The organism is Prochlorococcus sp. G4PB17 (assembly GCF_059772445.1).
The window spans coordinates 604778-621827 of sequence record NZ_CM186288.1; the positions used below are offsets into that span (position 1 = coordinate 604778).

The window sequence follows — 17050 nt, forward strand, 5'->3', positions numbered from 1 at the left end:
TATTTAGGTAATAGTAGTATGAGGAAATATATTAAAACTAAAATCAAATTTAAACAGCCAGAAGCAAAGAGTTAAGTGAAAAATACCTACGGCCACTTGATTTTAATAATAGATATAGAGTATGAATAGTTGAGCATCTTCAAAATCAATTGGGATACATTAACACTAAAAAAGATGGGGAGTTTGATTTTGAACAACTTCCTGAAGGAAATTATTACTTTTCTGGCCAAGAGGGTTTCGTAAAGGTTGAGGTAGATAAAAATGGTCAGCAATCCTGGGATTTAAAGAATTGGTTTACCTCATTGGACCCTGATGTTAACGAAATGGAACGACCTAAAATAATTAAAGATATTAAAAGAAGACTTAACTCAGATACAGGAATGATTAGTCCACCTAAAAAAAATGAAAAAAGAAAATTTTTAAATCTCTTTAAAAAATAGATTAAAGCAAAAATTTATGTTAAATATAAAAAAATTTGATTACCTGCTATTCCAATTAACAAATACCTTAATAAGGTACACCAAGCATATAAATAAACACATTCATGATCTGACTTTGAGTTTTCCTCACCTTTCAGTTTTATTAATACATTAAATCGATAGTTTGAATTGTTTTTAATAATAAACAAAGCACATAGCAGCAATATTAGAAATATATTACTTTTAAGGAAAAAGACCGAAATTAAAAAAGAGAGATTAGCTAAAAAGTCAAAATTGGGAATAACTATGGCTGGCATAACAAGCAAGTTAGATAATATATATGTGATTCTGCTAAAATTTAGCCAAGGAAACATTTCAAGAACCCAATTATAAATATATCTTTAGCAAATAAGTAAAGAGATAGCAAATTTTAAAATAATTTATAAACATTAAAGATGAAAGAGTAGAAACTGGGGTTTAAAAGGCATGAAATAAGATAACGATCTATAATAAGTTTATATATTTTTTTTTCATCTATCAAATAAAATCTTGATAAGAAGTTATAATTAAAAAACCAAACGTTTTAAAATGAAAATATTTCTTTTATTAACTATTATAATAATAGTGATTTCATTCATTGTAAGAAAGTTTTTTCACTATGCAAAAAGAAATCTTTTGAAGGATCAGACTGCATGGTCTGGAAAAGATATAAATATAAAATATAATAACTCAAGATTAATTAAAAGCTCTGATGCAAATGAAAACTATCTACAAATGATTGCTGATCAATCAAAAATCTATTTAGATGATCAGTCCAAGGAAGAAGACTAAAGAATCAATAAGTTTATATGTCAACATAACAAATTAAGAACTCAAATGAGAAATACTAATTTAAAATCACAATAGGTCTAATCATTTAAATGTTTTACATATTTTTATTAATTCAAAATATACCTTTCATTTTAATAAAAAACACTTTACTTGATATGACTATAAATAATCCTATTTTTATATTTGCAGTTATAACAGTGGTTTGGTTCATCCCTGGAATTGTTGTTAGAAGGTATAACCAAATAAATAAAATAAAGAAAAAGAAAAAACTTCAATCTGAAGCTATTGAAAGACTATATCCTAAAACCAAAAAATAACTAAATAAATAAATTATGATTTAAATAGAAGCATTAGAACCTATGAATATTAAACTTTTATTTGTATTCTAATTTCTAGAGAATTAAATATTGTAAATTATTCATAAAAATAATATCAACTATTAGTTTCAACATGATAAGGAATCCTGACATAAATATCTTTTAGCAGTAAGACTATTTTTGAAGATATAGTGATGTACTCTATTTCAATAGACTGAGTTCAATGATGATAAAGAAGCTAGGTCAATATGGGGGTTACTTGCTAAGTGGAATATTAATAGCATGGCTTATAAACCCAATAGCAGCACTAGCCTTCATTAAGGTTTTTTTAAAAATGACCATCTTAATATCGATTCCCGTTTCTGGAGCATATGTTTTAGATAAGATTATTCTTCTAAAACATGAAAAAGCTTGGAATATTATTTTTCCCATTTGGGTAATCGTTAGTATCTATTTTAGTTTTAGGCTTGTAAAATTAATCGAGGGGCTAATTAATTAAACAAAATATTTGTTCAGCTAACAGGTGCTATCAATTCCGTTTTCTTAGTCAACTCTAGATTTTAATTATAAGAAGAATGTAACGCGCAACAGCATTTGCAAAATCCATAGCATTTCTAGAAGTTAAAATATCTCACCTTATCGAGCGAATCCATGCTTTATGGATAATGATTGATAAAGTAAAAAATTCGAACAACCATGGTGCTTCCTTTTCTTACTGCAATATTTTTTCCCGACTATGGTTACCAGGGAATCCCGTGGGATTTATATCTACTTCATTTCTATTTCTTCGCTATCGTCATCCCCTTTCATGTAATTATCTTTGCAGCTCGGAATGCTCAGAAGGTAAAGCCTAATGGTGTTAAAGACTGGCTAAAGGGGGAAACCAATGCAATCCAAGACGAAATGGATACTATTTTTCCAAACAATTTTCCCAGCGCTTAATTCTTTCTAAAGCCTTTAAAAAGTGTCTGAATTTATCAAGGTGCTACAACTTCATTAAATTTGGGCAATTTTAGGTTTATATATATACCTGCATCTAAAAAAAAATGCTTCATTTGCCATTCTTAACCTTTGCTTTGGGAGGGGGAAGCCTCTCGGCGACAATTGTCGGTGTTGTATCACTTGTTCTTTTTGGACTAGTTGGTGTAATTGCAGGGCCAAATCTTTCTAAATTTGATTCTGAAGGTTAGGAAGATAGCCAGTAGAAAAATCTATTAGCTAAATTTCCTAAATTAAAGATAGGTTTTAAATTTAAAAATCTATCAAATTAAATTACTTAAAAAAACAAAATACATTAAGTGTGAAGACGCTTAATGTATTTTGTTTTTTCTACTTTCAGATTACTTAAAAAAAACGCAAAAAGCCAATCCCAGAATTCAGAAAATCTAATTTGAAAGCTTAAATTAATTATCATCCGTAGCGAAGGAAGTCATACAACACATAAGAAAAACTTATATGTTGTATGACTATTAGAAATGAAGCTTGATTAGTTACAGCTCTGGCTTATACATTCACTTGTAACAAATTTACAAATTCACATCAAATGGAAATGAATCCTTATAAGCCGCTAATACAAACTCTTAAAAAAATTTGCAAGAATTTCAAATAAAAGCTCATTCAAACTTAATGAGCTGATTTAAATTCTCCTCCTCGTCCTCCAGCTTCAGTGGCTTGTCCTATTCGAGAAAATAAATTCAAGCTTTCATCATTTAGATTAATCACCTCAACTTCAGTTCCCCCTAATTTTATTCTTCTGATTACTTGATCAAGGACAGTTACACCACTTTGATCCCAAATATGAGCTTCGGCCATATCAATTGTAATTTTCCTAGGATGTTCGTGTAGCTCAAATCCTTGCCTAAAATAAATACTGCTTACAAAGAATAACTGTCCTTTAACCTTATATATCCTATGGTCTTCACCATTTAAAGATGACTCAACCTTAATCACTTTTGCGACCTTTCTACTAAATAGTATTGCGGCAAGTCCTACACCAGCAAGAAGACCCAAGGCTAGATTATGAGTAATAACAGTTACAAATACAGTTAAAATCATAACTGAACTATCACTTCTAGGGATACGGCTTATCTCTTTTATTGAGATCCAATTGGCAGTATTAATTGCAATCATTATCATCACACCCACCAATGTTGCCATTGGGATTTGATTCACCCAATCTTTAGCCGCAAGAATCATTGCTATTAAACAAACTCCTGAACTTAATGTTGAAAGTCTCGTTCTTCCCCCATAGCCCACATTCATGACCGATTGCCCAACTAAAGCACATCCAGCCATACCTCCAAAAAGAGAACTAACAATATTCCCGATACCTTGCCCTCTGGCCTCAACATTCTTGTTTGTACTTTGATCAGTCAAATCATCAAGAATATCTTGAGTAAGAAATGTCTCCATAAGACCTACCAGAGAAATGGCTAAAGATGTGGGCAGAATTAAACCAAGTGTTTCAAAATTAAAAGGTACTTTTGGAAAGCCAAAGCCAGGTAATCCATTTGGAAGAATTCCAAGATTAGATACAGTTGGTACGTTTAATTTAAAACCTATTGAAATTGCGGAACAAAGAAAAATTGCAACCAATGCTGAAGGCAAAATCTTGGTAACTTTTGGAAGCAAATAAATAATCAATAAAGTAAGTATAGTCAATCCCCAAACGGCAGGTACTTGAGTTGCAGTAACTACTTTCGCAGAATGCGCCAAGTCAATCCCCAAATGAGGCAATTGAGCAAATAAGATTAGTATAGCCAAACCATTCACAAAGCCATCCATAACAGGTTGAGGCACAAATCTCATCTGATGTGCAAGTCTTAAATACCCCCAAGCAATCTGAAGAACTCCCGTAAGCAATCCAGCAGCCAAAAGATATTGAAGACCAAGACCAGGGCTAATATTTTCACCTTGTTGAACAATGCCAGTCATCAAAAGAGCAGTTGAACCAGTTACCGAGGTGATCATGGCCATTCTGCCCCCAAATATTGCGAGGGATACAGAAAGCAAAAAAGCACCAAACAATCCAACTCTTGGATCAACTCCTGCAATTCCAGAAAAAGCTATAGCTTCTGGAATCATTGCGAATGCGACCACAAGTCCGGCAAGAATATCTCGAGAGGGCGAGACAATTCTCTCCTTTGCTAATAAATTTTTCAATTTCAAAAATACGCTTTTACCATCCTGCCTTATTAGATAAGAGAATTCATATTAGTAAGAAGATCTTCTTACTAATATGAATAAATCAATCAGATTCCTCTTTCCTTTCAATAAATGAATCCATCAATTTTTTGTATTCATTCTCTCTTGAGCTTTTTGCGAAGCCAACAATAAAAACGATAGATGAAATTACTATTAAGGCTAGTATAGAAGGACTGAGGCCCATTTCACTAGCAGTCAAAGCAAAGAAAAAATGAGATATCATTAAATTTACAGATAATTTAAGATACTAAGTTGAGCAACACTATCTTGATGTTTTTTTAGACAGAAATTTATTTTTTATATAAGTCAAATATAAGAAATACAGAAATTTATATCTATTTTTCTTTTATTAAGCTAACAAACTCCTCAGTAGTTAAGGCAGGTTTATACTCCCAAGTCATTCCATATTTATCTCTCCAGGGTCCAAAAACCTTAAATAAAGTTGATGCACTTGAAGCTCTGCAAATGATCACTCCTGTTCCATCTTGAGGTGTATGGGCCAATGCAATTCTCTCATAGCCATCAGCAAGATCCTCAGATTTTCCACTTTCGACATAATCTACAAAGGCTTCGGATGAATAATTTTGATCCTCAGATGATTCGAATTTCCAAGTAACTATATAAAGCTGCATTTTTTTTTTGATAGGGCTTTTATTGTATCTGAGTATTATTTTTTATTCCTAAAACCAGGCTCAAATTGCCTTCGTGCTGCCTGCGTTCTTAGGATGAATTGCCTTCCAGAGCTAGATAGTGTAAACCTTAATGCTTTGCCAGACTTAAACATCGCCTCTCCGATTGCCTTTGTTCTAGATAATTCAATTTGGTATGCACGACTAACCGCTCTCTCAGCATCAACATTTGCTAACTTTGCCTGTTGAGCTAAACGTTTGGTTTTTGATTTAGGGATTACTGAGAGTTCACTTTCAGGTTCTGCCCACCTCCATAACCAATTAGAATTGGATTTTGTAATTGAAGAAGATTTCTTAACCATACCCCCATTTCCATAAAACAAAGAGGTTTTCACCTCTTAAAGACCCTAACCGCTTTAGGTAAAAAAAAAAGATTGAGAATGCAAAAAAAAATGAAAGTTAAAAAAGTGCTTAAAAATACAAAAACTAAAAAATTATTATTTTAAACCCTGAGCTTTTTTATTATTACAATCAATAAAAAAAATGATTAAAATCTAATGGGCATGTCCATTAAGGCCCAAATATACAAAGATATGTTTAACGCAATTGCTGCTCCTACAGTAAGTTTCTTCATGATAAGTGAATTTCTATATTTTTAATTCAGCAAAAAATTATCTTTTTAGAAAGTATTTATATTCTCATCAACACATTAGTTATTTACTCATGGTTTTCAGGAAGGAAAAGAAGGCCTGACCTGCAATCATCAAGAAGTTGTTTAATCTTAATTAATTTTGAATCAATAACTTGATCAGCCTTAACAGATATCCAGATAGGTTTTATCAATTCATTATTTGGACCAAGTCTTACCCGAGATCCAAACCAATTTGCATGCGAAGGTATTGAGGCTCTGCATTTTGTCTCATTGTTAACCAAATCAACCTTCCTCTCGATAAGCCAATCTTCAACGAAAATCAAATTAGTAAACATATTTAACCCAGCGTTTGCTGATGTAAAAGTGAAAGGCAAAAGGATCCCAAAAAAATAATTCTTCAAATTTTCAGAAGTGGACATCACTTCAAGTTATCTAAAAATTGTCTTAAACAAAATGGGTCGCCTGAGATTCGAACTCAGGACCAGCCGGTTAAAAGCCGGATGCTCTACCACTGAGCTAGCGACCCCCCCAATACACAATAGTAATGGTCCAATATGAAAAATATCACGTTGTAGAAGCATTAATGGCCTTAATGTTCCTTTTTGAGGACTAAAAAACAATTTAAATATATTTATTTCCCTTCCTCATTGATTTTTTAAATACTTTTGAAGTCTTAATAAATAGTTGAGGGACATAAGAATATTATTTAATTAAGCTTTTAAAAAGAAGATCACGACAGTTTGACAGAAGATCCCTCGGTAACCGTAATAGGCGCTGGTCTCGCAGGTTCAGAAGCAGCATGGCAAATAGCCAATGCTGGAATCAAAGTAACTCTCTTTGAAATGCGACCAAAGAAGAAGTCTCCAGCTCACCACTCACCCGAATTCGCTGAATTAGTATGCAGTAATAGCTTTGGAGCGCTTAGTAGTGATAGAGCGGCAGGACTTTTACAAGAAGAATTAAGAAATTTAAAATCTATTGTCATCGCAAAAGCTGATCAGCACTCTGTCCCTGCTGGAGGGGCACTTGCAGTAGACAGAAGTCAATTCAGCCTATCAATCACAAATGAACTTTCCTCTCATCCTTTAATAAGAATCATTAGAGATGAATGTCCGTGCCTACCAAATGCTCAACAAATTACAATTTTGGCTACAGGTCCTTTAACAAGCGAATCGCTAGCCGAAGACATCAAAGAATTCACAGGAGAAAATGAATGTCATTTTTTTGATGCCGCTAGTCCAATAATTACTGGGGAAAGTATTGATTTTTCAACAGCTTTTCGGGCTAGTAGATACGACAAAGGCGATGCTGATTACGTTAATTGCCCGATGAATGAAGAGTCATATTTAAAATTCCACTCTGCTTTAATCAACGCTGAACAAGCTGAACTAAAGGATTTTGAAAAAGAATCAGCTCTTTTTTTTGAAGGCTGCCTTCCCATAGAAGAGCTTGCGAAAAGAGGCCTAGAGACTATGCGTTATGGCCCATTAAAGCCAATAGGCATTTGGGATCCAAGATGGGGAGATGTAAACGACAAAAGTCTCCGAAGGGTTAAAAGAGCTCATGCTGTCGTTCAATTAAGACAAGAGGATAAAGCAGGTCAACTATGGAATCTCGTTGGTTTTCAAACAAATTTAAAATGGGGCGAGCAAAAACGTGTATTCAGAACGATTCCTGGCTTGTCGAATGCAGAATTTATTCGCTTGGGAGTAATGCATAGAAATACTTTTCTTGAATCCCCAAAGCTTTTAGAGCCAACACTTCAGTTCATTAAAAGAAAAACTTTATTTGCAGCTGGACAGCTCACTGGTACAGAGGGATATGCTGCGGCTATAGCTGGAGGCTGGTTAGCAGGAACTAACGCAGCACTTTTAGCAAAGGGATTAAATACAATTACTTTGCCATCGTCTACCATGATTGGGGCATTGACAAACTTTGTCAGTAATAGTCAAGCAAGCTTACGAGTTCAAAATAAAAAACACTTTCAACCTATGCCAGCCAATTTCGGATTACTGCCTGAACTCGAGAATAGAGTTCGCAACAAACGTGAAAGATACAAAGAATATAGAATTAGAGCTTTGAGTCAAATAAATAAGTTAAGAGAAGCATTAAAAGATAAAAAATCTACTCAACCGTCCAATTAAAAAATTTCTTTAAAATCATGACTCAATTAACAAATAAAACTAAAGCTTCTTGCAACTGGGATTCGATAGTTATTGGTTCAGGTCTTGGTGGATTAGTGACTGCAAGTCAACTAGCAAGCAAGGGTGCAAAAGTTCTTGTACTGGAACAGTACAAAATTCCTGGTGGAAGTGGTGGTTCATTTAAAAGAAAAGGATTTACGTTTGATGTCGGAGCATCTATGATCTTTGGCTTTGGTAAAAAGGGGTACACCAATTTACTAACACGAGCTCTCAAAGATGTTGGCCAAGAATGTGAAACGGTTCCTGACCCAACACAATTGGCATATCATCTACCTGGTCAATTAGAAATTAGCGTTGATAGAGATTATCAAAAATTCATTACTAAACTAATTGATTTATTTCCCCATGAAAAAAAAGGAATAAATCATTTCTACGAAACATGTTGGGATGTATTTAATTGTCTAAATTCGATGCCTTTACTTTCAATAGAGGACCCGGGATATTTAATGAAAGTTTTTTTCAAATCACCCTTATCATGCCTAGGACTCGCAAGATGGTTACCAGTTAATGCCGGAGACGTTGCTAGACGACATATCAAAGATCCCGCACTTTTAAAATTTATAGATATTGAATGTTTTTGCTGGTCAGTCATGCCCGCCGATTTAACACCTATGATAAATGCAGGTATGGTCTTTTCTGATAGACATTATGGAGGTATTAACTATCCAAGAGGAGGTGTTGGGATAATTGCAGAAAAGTTAGTGCAAGGAATTGAAAATTTCAAAGGTGAAATTAGATATAAAGCTAAAGTAAAAAAAATAATTTTTGAGAACGGTAAGGCAATAGGTGTTTCATTAGAAAATGGTGAAGAAATTTTTGGTAAAACAATAGTCTCTAATGCCACAAGATGGGATACATTTGGTGGCCAAGGAATCAATGATCCACTTGTTGAACAAGATAAAACTCCAACAGCCGAGACAAAATGGAAAAATAGATACATCCCTTCTCCTTCGTTTTTATCTCTTCATTTGGGAGTAAGTAAAGACTCAATTCCCTCCAATACACATTGCCATCACTTGCTTCTCGATACATGGGAAGAAATGGAAGATGAACAAGGAGTTACTTTTCTATCAATCCCCACTCTATTGGATCCATCATTAGCACCTTCAGATAACCATATTGTTCATGCCTTTACTCCTTCTTCAATAGATTGTTGGGAGGGGTTGAGCAACAAAGAATATCTTGATAAGAAAAAAGAAGATGGAGATAAACTTATATCTAAGTTAGAAAAATTATTTCCAAACCTTAGTCAAAATATTTTACACAAAGAAATAGGTAGTCCACGAACACATAAAAGATTTCTTGCTAGAAACAAAGGCAGTTATGGGCCAATACCTTCAATGAGATTACCTGGTCTTCTTCCTATGCCATTTAATACTACAAAGATTAAAGGACTCTACTGTGTTGGAGATTCTTCTTTCCCCGGTCAAGGATTAAATGCAGTGGCTTTTAGCGGCTATGCCTGTGCTCACAAAATAGGAGCAAAGCTTGGGATTAACAAATGGGAACTTCCTGAATAACAAATAAAAAAATCAATAAAGTTAAGAAGGTAAGTTATCAAGACTAAACCTATACCCCTGTTGACGAACAGTTGTAATTCCTCCACCATCTCCAAGACCCGCTTGTTCTAATTTTCGTCTAAGGGTCAAAACCTGAGTATCAACTGAACGAGGTCCACCACTAAATGGAGGCCAGGCCATCCTTAATAGTTCATGCCGGCTTCTAACCATGCCTGGAGGCATCAACAAAGCACAGAGCAAGGCAAATTCCCTAGGACTAAGTTCTACAGGTTTCTCTCTCAGAGTGACCTGCCTTAGAAGAAGGTGAACTTCTAATGGTCCTACAGCGACACGTTCCTGCAAACCAATTCTTCCTCTTTTCAACAAAGTCCTGCATCTAGCAGCTAATTCTTCTAGACCAAAAGGTTTTCTCAAAACATCATCAGCCCCATCATCTAAAAGGCCCACAACGGGTTCAACTCCTGTTCTTGCAGTAAGAACAATCACCGAACAACCCAATTGTTCCGCAAGTCTCAACGCTGAGCTTTTTTCTAATAACTCAGCGCTAACTAATAAATCTGGTGATTGATCTCGACAAAGATCAACAGCCTCCTCAGCAGAACCAACTGCCGCGGCAAGTTGGCCATCTTGCCTTAGCCTCTGAACTAAAACAGTTCTGAGCGTAGGATGTGGCTCAACCACAAGTACCTTGGAGGGAGATTGTGTGGTCGCTTGCATAGGAGAAGAACCTGATGAGGATCCACGGATTTGCTCAGTAGCAAGCTGATCTGCAGGTATTAATGTCACAAGTCAGAAAAGTAGACCCTTAGACTAGATGAAATATTAAAGCAAACTGTTCGCTGACTACCAAGAATAGTCAGTGTCTTAGCAAACCATGACATCTTTTGATGCTCCAGAAACAATCAAACACTTCCAATCAATTTGTGATGCCTGCCAAGAGCTAACAAGTCGATACCACAGTCCATCTGAACTAAGAATCTATGCAGATGGGTATTTACATTCTCTCAGGAATTGCAAGAGGTTAGGCTCTCGAGATCAAGAAAAATTAGAGGCATTAATTGATAGATGGATCATGGATCCATCGAGCTTTATTGGTCCTGACGGTGACATTAATAACCTTTTTTTTCAACAGGAACCCTAGGCAAAAATAAAAAAAGTCACAGCTTAGTAACAGGTTATGAAGCTAAGGCTATTTCAAGTTTTTCTTTCAATTCACCAGTGTTGTACATGCTTATCAAAATATCTGAGCCCCCAATAAATTCTCCTTTCACATAAACCTGGGGTATCGTCGGCCAATTTGAATATTCTTTAATACCCTCTCGAATTTCCATATCTGAAAGCACATCAAAAGTATCAAAGCTTATTCCCAATGAATTAAGAATTTGAACAACATTGTTAGAGAAACCACATTGAGGCATCAACTTATTTCCTTTCATAAAAACAAATATTGGTTTTGAATTAATTAAAAGTTCAATTTTTGAACGAGTGTTGGAATCCATGACGTAAAATTTAGTGAGGAGCTGAAGTTTTCAAGGCCAAAGCATGAATTGTTTCGGTTTTCAATTCATTTTTTAAAGCACCATAAACAAGTTGATGTTGTTGAACAAGAGATAAGCCTGAGAATTCTGCAGAAACAACATTTACCTCAAGGTGATCCCCACCTCCTAAATCTTTTACATCAATTTGTGCGTCTGGAATTGATTGCTTAATTAGGAGAGTAACTTCTTTGACTGTGATCATGTTCAAATAAGAGATTAGGAAGAATTAGACAAAAATAAATTTCAACGTGACTGCAAAGGATGGAATTACCATAATAATATTATCTTCGACCAACAGCTAACAAAGCCGATTGCTCAGCAGAACGCATTCTTTCAGAAAGTTGAATATTAAAATCATTTGTAGGTTGCTTAAAACCTTTAGAAATAGTTATTGGTTCGGAGAAACAAATAGATGCTGATCCACGAAACTTGGGAATAACTTCGCTATAAGCCAAACCGACTGGGACTATATTTATGTCTAAACCTTTATTGGAAGCTAATTGAGCTAGGCGAATTAATCCTCTTTTAAGTTTTACAGGTTCACTAAGTCTATTTATCTTACCTTCTGGAAATACAACCAATTGCTGACAAGATACCAACAAATCCACAGCAAATCTAAGAGTAATCAAAGATGGTCTTCCTTGGTCTATGGGAAAACAACCCAACCTGTTTAAAAACCACCCTTGTAACCCTCTCATTTCTGACCGAGTAACCATATATCGACAATCTCTATTAGTAATCCTTCTACCAGCTGCCATGGTAAGCATCAAAGCATCCCATCTAGATCTATGAGTAGGAGCGAGAACAACAGCACCTTTTAAAGGTAAATTTTTTCCACCAATAACAATTCTTCTTCTAAAAAAATTATTCAAAGCAATATCCTGAGTCGCCACCATGGCCAATCGACTCCAAAAAGGGTCAACCCCAAGACATATTTTTTTTTCTCTCTGAAGAAGAGGCAAGGAATCCCTCTTTGATCACTTTGTAATGAAGTTAACGCCGAAGGCTATATTATTTACCTTCCTACTGGGCAGTTACTTCAGCGGCTAAAACTTATTTTGCTTTTGATGAATACAATTGAAGTATATTTTTAATTCCAATGGCAAGTCTTGGCGTAAACATTGATCACATAGCAAATGTTCGAGAAGCTCGTAAGACATTCGAACCTGATCCAGTAAAAATGGTTCTTTTAGCGGAATTAGGTGGTGCTGACGGTATAACTGTTCATCTAAGAGAAGATAGAAGGCATATTCAAGATAGAGATTTAAATCTTCTAAAAGAGACTGTGCACACTCGACTAAATCTAGAAATGGCTGCAACTGAAGAAATGACTTCAATAGCACTTAATCTCAAGCCAGATATGGTTACATTAGTTCCTGAAAAAAGGGAAGAGGTCACTACAGAAGGAGGACTCGATGTCATTAATCACAAAAACAAATTAAAGGAAATAATCCAACGTCTTTCAGACGAAGATATTCCAGTTAGTCTTTTTGTTGATCCAGTCCAAGCTCAATTAGAAAATTGTGCTGAAGTAAAGGCTTCCTGGATTGAACTGCACACAGGTAAATATGCAATCACAAAAAACAAGGCTAAAGATTTGGAATTATTCATTCTTAAAGAGAGTACAGCTAAAGCAAAATCCTATGGTTTGAGAGTAAACGCAGGGCATGGATTGACATATCAAAACGTTGAACCGATTGCATCTATTGAAGGTATTGAAGAATTAAATATAGGCCATACAATTATTTCTAGAGCACTTTCCGTAGGTCTTTCTCAAGCAGTAAGAGAAATGAAAAGCCTAATTATCAATCCAAGAAAAGATAACTTCTTACTTTAAAAATATCTTTAAATCGCATTTTGACCCTTGCTAACAATTTATCGAAGTAATAAAGCTGAATGGTTAGCAGAAATACTGGGGCAGGAACTCCGATTAAATCCACCTGAAATAACTGAAGAAGTTAATATTATCGTAAGTACATGGCCATCAAGCAGATGGCTTAGTGAAAAACTTTCAATAATTAATAATATCAATGCATTGGTTAAATACCCATTTCCTGGGACATATTTAAAAAGGTTAGTCAAGAGAATTATTGGTATTGATCCTAATGAAAAAGATCCATGGGAAAAGAATCATCTTGTTTGGAATATTTTAGAATTATTACCAGAATTAATGAAAGAAGAAGAAGCACAGATCATTCGGTCCAGTCTGAAAATAAGCGATAATGAAAATGATCAAATTGATCTAAATTTATGGGATCTAGCAAACAATATTGCAGAGATATTTGATGATTATATACTTTATAGACCTGAAATTATCAAGCAATGGTTAAGCAAGAAAGGAAATAAAACTTCTAGAGAAATAAGTGCTAATGAAAATTTCCTTTGGCAAGAAATTTTATTTAATTTATTATATAAGAAGATAAACAAAGATCCGTTCTGCATACAAGTCGATAAAGCTATTAAATATTTAAAAAAAGATGATATTTCTATACTAGATTATCCAAAAAATTTATACATCTTTGGACTTAGTAGTCTAGCACCATTGCAAATAGATTTAATTCAAGCATTTTCAAAAGTAAGTAATATAAAAATTTATATAATTTCCCCTTGTAATGATCTTTGGCAAAGATTTGAAGCAAGAAGAATGCAATTTAGAAACACATGGAATACTCCTCCTGACAGACACTGGTTACTAGAATCTCCTAGACTCGAAGCCTTCCTTGGAAGGATGGGGGCTGAATTTCAACAGTTGCTAGAGGGGAGTGGTGAATATCAATTGGGAAATAAACATGAGGAAGATATTTTTTCCCTTACAGCAGATATCGCCACTAATAAAGGAACGCAACCAAATTTATTAGAACAACTACAACAAGAATTATTATTCACAAAAAGTGAAAGTATTCTAACTAAAGAAAAATCCGATAAATCACTTCTTTTCCTTAAATCGCCAGGAAAATATCGGCAAGTGGAATTAATACGGGACCATATATTACAGCTCTTGAGCAATGATAAAAAACTTCAACCTAGAGACATTCTAATAATGACACCACATATTGATAGCTATGCGCCAGCAATTGCCTCAGTATTTAACAATATAGATCACAATACTTGTCAACTACCTTGGGTGATCACACATAGAAGTCAAGAAGATAAAATAGGTTTAATACATTTTGTATTAAACTTGTTAGAAATTTCTGCATCTCGTCTAACCGCATCAATTTTTGAAAACTTATTAACTAATCCAGCATTACAAGCTCAACAGCGTTTAAGTATTGACGAGGTGAGTGACATAATCAAAAGCCTTCAATCCGCTGGCTTTACTTGGGGGCTTGATTCTTCAGAAAGATATGGAGAAGAAACTCATACCCTATGTTGGTGTCTAGAAAGATGTCTACTTGGTCTTGTTTTACCAGATGATTCAATTAATGGAATAAGAAATATCTCCCCTTATTCAGAAAATATTTCAAATACACAGTTTATAAAAGCTTGGGGTATGCTTTCAAAGCTATGCAATTATATCGATACTATTCGAATTAAACATTCATGTAAAGAATGGGTAAAAATAGTTATATCGCTAGTAAAGGATTTATTTGGTGATGGTGGGGAATGGGCTTGGGAAGAGCAACAACTACTAACTATTGTCAATAACTGGGGGGATATAACAAATAATTGTGAACTAGAAGTTGATTGTCTAGTAGTCAAAGACATTATCACAAAGGCATTAAATTCTACAAATGGCAAATTTGGTCATAGGACAGGAAAAATTACGATCAGTGCCTTAGAACCCATGAGAGCAATCCCTCATCAAATCATTATCATCATGGGACTAGAAAGTAGAACTTTTCCAAGAATAGATAATAGAAGAAGTTTTAATCTCCTAGAAAGAAAAAGAGAACTTGGAGACCCTAACCAATATGACAAAGACCGCTATTCATTGTTAGAAGCCTTAATCTCAACTCGTCAAAATCTTTTAGTTTCTTGGAATTCCAAAGATGAAAAGACAGGCGAAGATCTTGAACCTCCAAGCCCCATTCAACAATGGTTGAATTACTTAAAAATCAAATTAGGAGCCAATACCTTTCCTGAGATTCTCATTGAGCCACCAACAAATCCTCTTGATCATTTCAACTTTATAAAAACGGAAAATCCACAAATTTTAAGTTGCGATAGGAAGAATCTTGAAGCTAGAGAATGGATTGAAAAAACATTACCTACTAAAAATGTCTCATTAGCATTACCAATAAATTGGAAAGAAATAAACGTAAACGAATTAAGATCTTATTCCTTCGAGAAAACTAAAGAATGGTTACTCAATCCACAAATAACATGGTTAAAAGAAAATGAAATCCAATCAAAAGAATTTGTCAATCTTATTAAAGACGATGATTTACTCGAGCTTTCAGAATTAGAAAGATATAAACTCCTTAAACATCGACTAGAAAATAGTGATCTTAGTAATAATAACGATACAAAAAATAATTTAAACTACTGGAAAGAGGCCTATTCTGGTAAAGGTGTTTTCCCTCCAAAAGGGTCTGGATTAATAGAAGAGGATCTTCTTGAGGAGCGATGGAATAATTTAATATCCGCAATATACGCTACAGGGCAAATCACAAAAAAGAGTATTGAGATGGAAGAGTTAGAGGGTGAATTTTACTTTGGAGGTAAGAATTTAATACAGATTGAAGTTGGGAGTTTAAAATATAAAACTCTTATGAATGGTTGGCTAAATCATTTATATTTATCTGCTAATAGTTCATTTAAATATAAAACACTTATAATTTCTAAAAAAATAAACAATCGCAAAAAAATAAATTTCGAGGTGAGCAAGGAAATATCACCAATAAATACAAAAAAAGCCACTGAAACGCTAAGACAAATACATCAATTAGCAGCCGAAGGAAGAAATAATTGTTGGCCCATACCACCAGAAAGTGGTATGGCGTATGCCCTTGCGACAAAAGATAAAAATAAGAATGAGCAAGATTTATTTAAAAAGAGATGGGAAGGTGATTTATATATGCAAGGAGAAAGAGAAACTCTAACAATGGAACTTTGCTTTGGCAAAAAATGCAAAGCCGCTACTCTTTTAGAAGTTGAATCATTTAATGATGTATTAATGAGTCTCTATGAACCACTACTAAAAAACACCAACTAATAAAGCAACTAAAATGAAACTAAATAAAAATAACATCTTTAAAAAAATTAAAACTCTCATATCAAAATGGGGATTTAGCAAGCAGGGGCTATTTAATAATTCAAAAGGAGAGTGGTACTTATTTTCTCAAATATTTGTAATCCTCCTACATTTAACACCTCAATACCCCAAAATAAAATATATACCATTTCCAATAAATATTTTTTGTATAATCCTAGGGTTAACGATTTCAATTCTAGGTTTATTCATTGTCATTAAAGCATGCATAGATTTAAAAGAAAATCTTACACCCCTGCCTTATCCAATGAATGGATCAAGTCTGATAAAAAATAATTCATACCAATATGTCCGACACCCCATTTATATGGGATTATTATTTATTTCATTAGGCATATGTATTTTGTTAGTTAGTCTAATTCATCTATATCTACTAATATCATTAGCTTATATTTTAAAAATAAAAGCATTAAAAGAAGAAGAAAGGCTTAAAATTAAATTTCCTGAATATAAAAAATATATCAAGAAAGTACCAGCTATAATAAAACAAATAAAATATTTAGATTGGAGATCATAAAATG

The 17050-nt window shown here is 34.0% G+C and carries 19 protein-coding genes and 1 tRNA gene; 10 read left to right on the forward strand and 10 right to left on the reverse strand.

What is annotated here, in order from left to right:
- The first annotated feature begins 149 nt into the window (after window positions 1-149).
- The 4 genes from AC6EJB_RS03975 to AC6EJB_RS03990 all read left to right on the forward strand — a co-directional run bounded on the left by AC6EJB_RS03975 (window position 150) and on the right by AC6EJB_RS03990 (window position 2757).
- A complete protein-coding gene (locus AC6EJB_RS03975; RefSeq protein ID WP_498492418.1) occupies window positions 150-440 on the forward strand; it encodes a hypothetical protein in 291 nt (96 codons plus the stop codon).
- A 603-nt stretch (window positions 441-1043) separates the two neighbouring features.
- Entirely contained in the window at window positions 1044-1250 is a 207-nt protein-coding gene (locus AC6EJB_RS03980) for a hypothetical protein (protein ID WP_498492419.1), read from the forward strand.
- A gap of 155 nt (window positions 1251-1405) precedes the next feature.
- Window positions 1406-1567, forward strand: a complete 162-nt coding sequence (locus AC6EJB_RS03985; protein ID WP_498492420.1) for a hypothetical protein — start codon at window positions 1406-1408, stop codon at window positions 1565-1567.
- A gap of 1046 nt (window positions 1568-2613) precedes the next feature.
- Window positions 2614-2757: a hypothetical protein gene (locus tag AC6EJB_RS03990; protein WP_498492421.1), complete on the forward strand. Its 144-nt coding sequence runs from the start codon at window positions 2614-2616 to the stop codon at window positions 2755-2757.
- Between the two features lie 433 nt (window positions 2758-3190).
- Here AC6EJB_RS03990 and AC6EJB_RS03995 read toward each other — a convergent pair whose 3' ends face one another.
- The 6 genes from AC6EJB_RS03995 to AC6EJB_RS04020 form a co-directional block, all read right to left on the reverse strand.
- The gene (locus AC6EJB_RS03995) at window positions 3191-4735 is read right to left on the reverse strand and encodes a SulP family inorganic anion transporter (protein ID WP_498492422.1); all 1545 of its coding nucleotides are present in this window, start codon (window positions 4733-4735) and stop codon (window positions 3191-3193) included.
- 79 nt (window positions 4736-4814) lie between these two features.
- On the reverse strand, window positions 4815-4994 hold the full coding sequence (locus tag AC6EJB_RS04000; RefSeq protein WP_498492423.1) for a hypothetical protein: 180 nt from the start codon (window positions 4992-4994) through the stop codon (window positions 4815-4817).
- 112 nt (window positions 4995-5106) lie between these two features.
- Window positions 5107-5403: a DUF3303 domain-containing protein gene (locus AC6EJB_RS04005; RefSeq protein WP_498492424.1), complete on the reverse strand. Its 297-nt coding sequence runs from the start codon at window positions 5401-5403 to the stop codon at window positions 5107-5109.
- 35 nt (window positions 5404-5438) lie between these two features.
- Window positions 5439-5795 carry a hypothetical protein gene (locus tag AC6EJB_RS04010; RefSeq protein WP_498492425.1) on the reverse strand — a complete coding sequence of 119 codons (357 nt, stop codon included), beginning with the start codon at window positions 5793-5795 and terminating at the stop codon, window positions 5439-5441.
- 322 nt (window positions 5796-6117) lie between these two features.
- Window positions 6118-6471, reverse strand: coding sequence for a hypothetical protein (locus tag AC6EJB_RS04015; protein WP_498492426.1), 354 nt, complete (start codon window positions 6469-6471; stop codon window positions 6118-6120).
- A 35-nt stretch (window positions 6472-6506) separates the two neighbouring features.
- Window positions 6507-6578, reverse strand: a tRNA-Lys gene (locus AC6EJB_RS04020).
- A 214-nt stretch (window positions 6579-6792) separates the two neighbouring features.
- Here AC6EJB_RS04020 and trmFO point away from each other — a divergent pair.
- Together trmFO and crtH are read left to right on the forward strand one after the other, a co-directional pair.
- Window positions 6793-8196, forward strand: a complete 1404-nt coding sequence (trmFO, locus tag AC6EJB_RS04025) for an FADH(2)-oxidizing methylenetetrahydrofolate--tRNA-(uracil(54)-C(5))-methyltransferase TrmFO (protein WP_498492427.1) — start codon at window positions 6793-6795, stop codon at window positions 8194-8196.
- A gap of 17 nt (window positions 8197-8213) precedes the next feature.
- A complete protein-coding gene (crtH, locus tag AC6EJB_RS04030; protein ID WP_498492428.1) occupies window positions 8214-9776 on the forward strand; it encodes a carotenoid isomerase in 1563 nt (520 codons plus the stop codon).
- A 21-nt stretch (window positions 9777-9797) separates the two neighbouring features.
- On the opposite strand, the gene AC6EJB_RS04035 is transcribed toward crtH, so the two are convergent.
- The gene (locus AC6EJB_RS04035) at window positions 9798-10493 is read right to left on the reverse strand and encodes a response regulator transcription factor (RefSeq protein ID WP_498492960.1); all 696 of its coding nucleotides are present in this window, start codon (window positions 10491-10493) and stop codon (window positions 9798-9800) included.
- 157 nt (window positions 10494-10650) lie between these two features.
- Here AC6EJB_RS04035 and AC6EJB_RS04040 point away from each other — a divergent pair, with 157 nt between their 5' ends.
- A complete protein-coding gene (locus AC6EJB_RS04040) occupies window positions 10651-10917 on the forward strand; it encodes a DUF6761 family protein (protein WP_498492429.1) in 267 nt (88 codons plus the stop codon).
- A 34-nt stretch (window positions 10918-10951) separates the two neighbouring features.
- Here AC6EJB_RS04040 and grxD read toward each other — a convergent pair whose 3' ends face one another.
- The 3 genes from grxD to AC6EJB_RS04055 all read right to left on the reverse strand — a co-directional run bounded on the left by grxD (window position 10952) and on the right by AC6EJB_RS04055 (window position 12276).
- Window positions 10952-11275, reverse strand: coding sequence for a Grx4 family monothiol glutaredoxin (gene grxD, locus AC6EJB_RS04045; protein WP_498492430.1), 324 nt, complete (start codon window positions 11273-11275; stop codon window positions 10952-10954).
- A gap of 10 nt (window positions 11276-11285) precedes the next feature.
- Window positions 11286-11516 carry a BolA family protein gene (locus AC6EJB_RS04050; protein ID WP_498492431.1) on the reverse strand — a complete coding sequence of 77 codons (231 nt, stop codon included), beginning with the start codon at window positions 11514-11516 and terminating at the stop codon, window positions 11286-11288.
- Between the two features lie 79 nt (window positions 11517-11595).
- Complete coding sequence (locus AC6EJB_RS04055) at window positions 11596-12276, reverse strand: lysophospholipid acyltransferase family protein (RefSeq protein ID WP_498492432.1); 681 nt, start codon at window positions 12274-12276, stop codon at window positions 11596-11598.
- Window positions 12277-12413: 137 nt separating this feature from the next.
- Between AC6EJB_RS04055 and AC6EJB_RS04060 the strand changes: the two genes are divergently transcribed.
- From AC6EJB_RS04060 to AC6EJB_RS04070, 3 genes are read left to right on the forward strand one after another with little or no spacing between them, the layout of a single operon-like run.
- Window positions 12414-13151, forward strand: coding sequence for a pyridoxine 5'-phosphate synthase (locus AC6EJB_RS04060; protein ID WP_498492433.1), 738 nt, complete (start codon window positions 12414-12416; stop codon window positions 13149-13151).
- Between the two features lie 27 nt (window positions 13152-13178).
- Window positions 13179-16472 (forward strand): exodeoxyribonuclease V subunit gamma, encoded by a 3294-nt coding sequence (locus AC6EJB_RS04065; protein ID WP_498492434.1) that lies wholly within the window; start codon window positions 13179-13181, stop codon window positions 16470-16472.
- A 13-nt stretch (window positions 16473-16485) separates the two neighbouring features.
- Complete coding sequence (locus AC6EJB_RS04070; RefSeq protein WP_498492435.1) at window positions 16486-17046, forward strand: methyltransferase family protein; 561 nt, start codon at window positions 16486-16488, stop codon at window positions 17044-17046.
- The last annotated feature ends 4 nt before the right edge of the window (window positions 17047-17050 follow it).

Excerpts from the sequence above, each read along its gene's own strand:
- AC6EJB_RS03985 (WP_498492420.1), top strand. The coding sequence starts at position 1,406 with ATGACTATAAATAATCCTATTTTTATATTTGCAGTTATAACAGTGGTT.
- AC6EJB_RS03990 (WP_498492421.1), top strand. The coding sequence starts at position 2,614 with ATGCTTCATTTGCCATTCTTAACCTTTGCTTTGGGAGGGGGAAGCCTC.
- AC6EJB_RS04000 (WP_498492423.1), bottom strand. The coding sequence starts at position 4,994 with ATGATATCTCATTTTTTCTTTGCTTTGACTGCTAGTGAAATGGGCCTC.
- AC6EJB_RS04005 (WP_498492424.1), bottom strand. The coding sequence starts at position 5,403 with ATGCAGCTTTATATAGTTACTTGGAAATTCGAATCATCTGAGGATCAA.
- AC6EJB_RS04015 (WP_498492426.1), bottom strand. The coding sequence starts at position 6,471 with ATGTCCACTTCTGAAAATTTGAAGAATTATTTTTTTGGGATCCTTTTG.
- crtH (WP_498492428.1), top strand. The coding sequence starts at position 8,214 with ATGACTCAATTAACAAATAAAACTAAAGCTTCTTGCAACTGGGATTCG.
- AC6EJB_RS04035 (WP_498492960.1), bottom strand. The coding sequence starts at position 10,493 with ATGCAAGCGACCACACAATCTCCCTCCAAGGTACTTGTGGTTGAGCCA.
- AC6EJB_RS04040 (WP_498492429.1), top strand. The coding sequence starts at position 10,651 with ATGACATCTTTTGATGCTCCAGAAACAATCAAACACTTCCAATCAATT.
- grxD (WP_498492430.1), bottom strand. The coding sequence starts at position 11,275 with ATGGATTCCAACACTCGTTCAAAAATTGAACTTTTAATTAATTCAAAA.
- AC6EJB_RS04050 (WP_498492431.1), bottom strand. The coding sequence starts at position 11,516 with ATGATCACAGTCAAAGAAGTTACTCTCCTAATTAAGCAATCAATTCCA.
- AC6EJB_RS04060 (WP_498492433.1), top strand. The coding sequence starts at position 12,414 with ATGGCAAGTCTTGGCGTAAACATTGATCACATAGCAAATGTTCGAGAA.
- AC6EJB_RS04070 (WP_498492435.1), top strand. The coding sequence starts at position 16,486 with ATGAAACTAAATAAAAATAACATCTTTAAAAAAATTAAAACTCTCATA.